5 protein-coding genes and 1 pseudogene are annotated in these 5169 nt (G+C 44.5%); all 6 read left to right on the top strand.

The window, feature by feature from the left end:
• A partial coding sequence (gene nifJ / locus Q0546_RS02020; protein WP_298790058.1) for a pyruvate:ferredoxin (flavodoxin) oxidoreductase occupies nt 1-2252 on the top strand: 2252 nt, incomplete at its 5' end.
• A 132-nt stretch (nt 2253-2384) separates the two neighbouring features.
• Nucleotides 2385-2639 carry a hypothetical protein gene (locus Q0546_RS02015; protein WP_298790056.1) on the top strand — a complete coding sequence of 85 codons (255 nt, stop codon included), beginning with the start codon at nt 2385-2387 and terminating at the stop codon, nt 2637-2639.
• A complete protein-coding gene (locus Q0546_RS02010; protein WP_298790054.1) occupies nt 2629-3000 on the top strand; it encodes a type II toxin-antitoxin system PemK/MazF family toxin in 372 nt (123 codons plus the stop codon). The genes Q0546_RS02015 and Q0546_RS02010 overlap by 11 nt, the downstream gene beginning before the upstream one ends.
• Before the next feature lie 219 nt (nt 3001-3219).
• Nucleotides 3220-3720, top strand: a complete 501-nt coding sequence (locus Q0546_RS02005) for a DNA-deoxyinosine glycosylase (protein ID WP_298790052.1) — start codon at nt 3220-3222, stop codon at nt 3718-3720.
• A 362-nt stretch (nt 3721-4082) separates the two neighbouring features.
• Nucleotides 4083-4835, top strand: coding sequence for a DUF4198 domain-containing protein (locus tag Q0546_RS02000; RefSeq protein ID WP_298790050.1), 753 nt, complete (start codon nt 4083-4085; stop codon nt 4833-4835).
• Between the two features lie 134 nt (nt 4836-4969).
• Nucleotides 4970-5169, top strand: a pseudogene (locus tag Q0546_RS01995) (DNA-deoxyinosine glycosylase); the annotation flags it as partial.

Raw genomic sequence — 5169 nt, 5'->3', positions numbered from 1 at the left:
TTTACGCGCAGGCGTATTTCGCCTACGACAGTAAAAAATCGGGCGGCTACACGCGATCGCATTTGCGCTTCGGTAAAAACCCGATTCGCTCGACCTATCTCGTCTCAAATCCGCACTTCGTAGCCTGCTCGGTCGCGGCGTATCTTGAAATTTACGACGTTATAGACGGTATCCGCGAGGGCGGGACGTTCCTGCTAAACTCGATCTGGGACGCCGAGCAGACGGTCGCTAAACTGCCGAATAAAGTAAAGAAAATTTTAGCCACTAAAAAGGTAAATTTCTACATCATCAACGCCACCAAGCTAGCTCGCGAGATCGGGCTCAAAAACCGCACGAACACCATCATGCAGTCGGCGTTTTTTAAGCTTGCGGACATCATACCGTTTGCCGACGCGCAAAAATACATGAAAGAGTACGCGCACAAAGCCTACGCCAAAAAGGGCGAAGCGATCGTGGAGATGAACTACAAGGCTATCGATATGGGCGCGGACGGATTGGTTAAGGTCACGGTCGATCCTAGCTGGGCAAATTTGAGGGATGACGCGAGTGCGGAGGAAAAATACGTAGGCGACGAATTTATAGAAAAAATCGTTAAGCCTATCAACGCCGCAAGGGGCGATAGCTTGCCTGTTTCGGCGTTTGTCGGATACGAGGACGGACACTTTAAATCAGGCACCACGGCCTACGAAAAACGCGGTATCGGCGTGATGGTGCCAAAATGGATCGAGGGAAACTGCATCCAGTGCAACCAGTGCGCCTTCGTTTGCCCTCACGCTGTCATCAGGCCATTTCTAATCGATGAAAACGAGCTCGCCGCCGCACCGCAAACCGTGCAAGATCACGTCCTAGACGCTAAAGGCAAAGAGGTAAAAGGACTAAAATATAAAATCCAGGTGAGCCCGCTAGACTGCACCGGCTGCGAACTGTGCGCCCAGAACTGCCCGAGCAAGGAAAAATCGCTCGTCATGGTGCCGCTAGCCGAGGAGATGGAGCGGCACGAGCAGGAAAACGCCGATTATCTATTTAAAAAGGTTACGTATAAAGACGACCTGATGAGCAAAGATAGCGTCAAGGGCGTGGGTTTTGCGCAGCCGCTGTTTGAGTTTCACGGCGCCTGCCCCGGTTGCGGCGAGACGCCTTATATAGGGCTTGTAACAAGACTGTTCGGCGACCGCATGATAGTAGCAAACGCCACCGGATGTAGCTCGATTTACGGCGGTAGCGCGCCTTCGACGCCTTATACGACGAACAAAGATGGCAAGGGCGTAGCGTGGGCGAACTCGCTCTTTGAGGATAACGCGGAGTTTGGTATGGGTATGAATGTCGCGGTCGAGACCCTGCGCCACCGTATAGAAGACGTAATGCTACGCACCAAAGACGCCACGCCAAACGCCTTAGCCGCGCTATACTCCGACTGGATCGCGTATAAAAACGACGGCGAGAAAACGACGCAAATCGCTAAAATTTTAACGCCGATTTTGGAGCAAAATTTAGACGTAGAGGGCGTAAAAGAAATTTTAGAGCTAAAAAGATATCTCGTCAAAAAATCTCAGTGGATCATCGGCGGCGACGGTTGGGCATACGATATCGGCTTTGGCGGGCTTGATCACGTACTAGCTAGCGGCGAGAACGTAAACGTGCTCGTGCTAGATACCGAAGTCTACTCAAACACCGGCGGCCAGAGCTCAAAATCAAGCCGTGCAGGCTCCATAGCGCAGTTTACCGCTAGCGGCAAACCGATGCAGAAAAAAGATCTTGGCTACATCGCGATGACCTACGGAAATATCTTCGTCGCGCAGATCAACTCAAACGCAAGCCAAGCAAATACGATAAAAGCTATCGCCGCAGCCGAGGCCTACGATGGACCTAGCCTCGTGATCGCGTATTCGCCGTGTATCGCGCACGGCATCAAGGGCGGTATGGCCTACTCCGGCGGTCAAGGCGAGCTAGCGACTAAATGCGGCTACTGGCCGACCTACGTCTACGATCCGCGCCTAATCAAAGAGGGCAAGAATCCGCTCAAAATGACCTCAAAAGAGCCTGATTGGTCTCTTTACGAGGAGTTTTTGCTAAACGAGGTTCGCTACAACTCGCTTAAAAAGACAAATCCTGAGCACGCCGACGAGCTGCTGACTAAAAATAAGGCCGACGCGCAAAGACGCTACCGCCAGCTAAAACGCTTATCTTTAGCAGATTTTAGCGATGAGGTCGAGTCTAGCTCGGAAGCCCAGGTTAACGAAAGTGCCGAGTAAGGAGCAAATTTTTCTCGCCCAAATTTGACGGGCGAGAGAAAGCGGGCTTAATAAATTTACATATCTTACCGACTTAGTTATCGTAGTATGGTATAATCGTCCGTATATTTTATCAGTATAAAAGGAATTTAAATGACGCTAACAGGCAAGCAAAAAGTTACTTTTTCGATTGATGTAGAAATTTTAGAGACGCTAAAAGAGCTGCAAGAGACGTATTCGTTTAAATCGATGTCTGCGGTAGTCGATGAAGCCGTAAAGAGCTACAAAAGGCAAAAAAAGCTTGAAAGGTGGAAAAAAGGCTACGAAATAGCTCAAAGCGATAAGATAATCTCGTCGCAAGAATTGGAATTAGCGCGAAGCGGAGATTTGAGCTATTATGAAAAGTGAAATTTTACAAGGCGAAATTTGGCTTGTAGACTTTGAACCCAAAATCGGTAGCGAGATAGCAAAGCTGTGTCCGGCATTGGTTATAAATAGCGACCACGGCAAAAACTACGACATAAAAATACTACTTCCGATTACTACCTATCAAGATAAATTTAGAGACATTCCGTTTTTCTACAAGCTAGAAAACTACGCCGAGCTTGGACTTGATAATGTTTCCGCAGTAAATTGCTTTCAGATTAAGTCGTTTTCTAGCGAGAGACTTAAACGCAAACTAGGCAAGATTGGCGACAAGACGTTATCTGAAATTCATCAGACGTTCGTAGAGGTTTTGAATCCGTTTTATACGCTAAAAGTAGAGTAGGAAAATTACCGCCGAAATCAGCAGCATGAAATTTGGCATTTTGGTTTATTTTAAATTTGGCCGTAAAATGCAGCCAAATTTTTTTAATTTTGACGTATCTTGCGAGTATTAAATTTAACTCGCTTTTTAAATCTTGTGCTAAATTTCACCCAAATTTAAGGAGTAAAAAATGACGGTTAAATTTGACGGCGGTTTTAAAAATCGCTTAAAAGGCGCAAAATGAGCCAAACCCATCCTTTTAGACCGATTTTTGATAAATATTCTAAAATTTTGATCCTCGGCTCCTTTCCTTCCGTCATTTCTCGTAAATTTGGCTTTTACTACGCAAATCCGCAAAATCGTTTCTGGCGGGTGCTGGCCGGGATTTTAAACGCTCCGTTGCCTGCAGGCACGGACGAAAAGATAAATTTCCTGCTCGCTCACCGCATCGCTATCTACGACGCTGCGATATCCTGCGAGATAAAGGGCTCAAGCGATGCTAAAATGACCGCCGTCGAGCCTGCAAATTTAGAGTCGATCTTTAGCGGCGCGCACATAGCGCAGGTGTTCGCCAACGGCGGCAAGGCTTATGAAATTTGTAAAAAATATTTAGAAGACGAGATTTTAAAAGCGACCAAAAATGCAGTTATAAAGCTACCATCGACCAGCCCTGCAAATGCTAAATTTAGTATAGATAAACTTGCGAGCGAATGGTCGGTGATAGCTGAGGCCTTAAAGTAGATCAAAAACTCAAAACAACTTCGTTTTTGATATCTATGCTTATTGGTTTCACATTAGTCTTTTAGTAAAATTTACCTTCTTGAGTAACTTAACTAACTATGCTGTTTTTTAAAAATAAAAAATTTATTTTTATATTGACATTGGTTATTATTTTGATATAATTGCACCACTGATTTAAATTTTTCAGTGGTTAAAGTATTTTATTACTTGTATTATTTTATAAATTTAAATGAACAAAATCAGTTTTGATTACTAAATTTGTTAAAGCAACAGCAAATTTTAATTATGTAGAAATTTAAAAATATTTTTGTGACACATGTTAGAAACATAAAAATAGACATCTTAATCTAAAAGGATAGGTAATGAACAAGCATTTATTTACACTTTTGGCTTTGGCGGCTTTTAGCAGCCATTCTTTGGCTCATGAGTTTTGGCTATTTGGAAGCAGCAAAGACGTAACTAGCGTTGAGATTGGCTATGCAGACGATTTTCCGACTGTTGAAAAGATCCCGGATAACAGGATCGCTCTATTTGAAGCCCCGTACATCATAGCCAAAAATGGCGAAAAGCTTAGCCTAAAACAAAGCGGCGAAAACTACCACTACGAAAGAGATAAGCTTGAAGACGGCTCTTACCTTATAGCTGGCGAGTACAAGCCTACGTTTTGGACAAAAGCTAGCGATGGCACATGGCACATGGGTAAAACCAAAGAAGATATCAAAGACGCCAAATACTGCAAAAAAGCGAGCATGAGCGCAAAAAGCGTCATAAACAAAAACGCGAAGGACGACTCCGTAACAAAGCCTTCTAATCAGCGTTTAGAGATAGTTCCGCTTGAAAATCCGGCAAATTTCAAAGTTGGCGTACCGTTTAAAGTTAAAATTCTATTTGAAGGCAAACCGCTAGAAAGCGCTACGCTTAATGGAACATTTGACGGCTTTTTAAAAGAAAAAAGTGCATTTCACGGCGAAACTGAGCCAGACGGCACGATAGAGGTGCTAGCTCTTAAACCTGGAAAGTGGCTACTACAAGTGGTGCATAAAATGCCGTTTGCTGACTCAAAAATTTGCGATGATGAGACGATCGCAGCAACGCTTGCGTTTGAGCTAAAATAGATCAAATTTACAAGATCGCATCTTAAATTTATTAAAGGGCGTAGTAAAATGCGCCCTACTACTTTGCATTTTAAACTAAATTTTCCCAGTAAATTTAGTTTTTACTACGCAAATCCGCAAACCAACTGGCGACATCGTGCGAGATAAAGGGCTCGAGCGATGCTAAAATGACTGCCGTCGTGCCTGCAAATTTAGAGCCGATCTTTAGCGTAGCGCGCGTCGTACAGGTATTCGCAAACGGCGGCAAGGCGCATGAAATCTGCGAAAAATATCTAAAAACTCAAATTTTAAATGCGACGGGCAAAGAGGCCGTCAAACTGCCGTCCACAAGCCC

It is taken from the genome of uncultured Campylobacter sp., assembly GCF_937997465.1.
Classification (GTDB): domain Bacteria; phylum Campylobacterota; class Campylobacteria; order Campylobacterales; family Campylobacteraceae; genus Campylobacter_A.
This window is presented reverse-complemented; position numbering and strand designations above follow the sequence as displayed.

What these genes read in the sequence shown, in the direction of transcription:
- Q0546_RS02000 (WP_298790050.1), top strand. Translation starts at nt 4,083, where the DNA reads ATGAACAAGCATTTATTTACACTTTTGGCTTTGGCGGCTTTTAGCAGC.
- Q0546_RS02010 (WP_298790054.1), top strand. Translation starts at nt 2,629, where the DNA reads ATGAAAAGTGAAATTTTACAAGGCGAAATTTGGCTTGTAGACTTTGAA.
- Q0546_RS02015 (WP_298790056.1), top strand. Translation starts at nt 2,385, where the DNA reads ATGACGCTAACAGGCAAGCAAAAAGTTACTTTTTCGATTGATGTAGAA.
- Q0546_RS02005 (WP_298790052.1), top strand. Translation starts at nt 3,220, where the DNA reads ATGAGCCAAACCCATCCTTTTAGACCGATTTTTGATAAATATTCTAAA.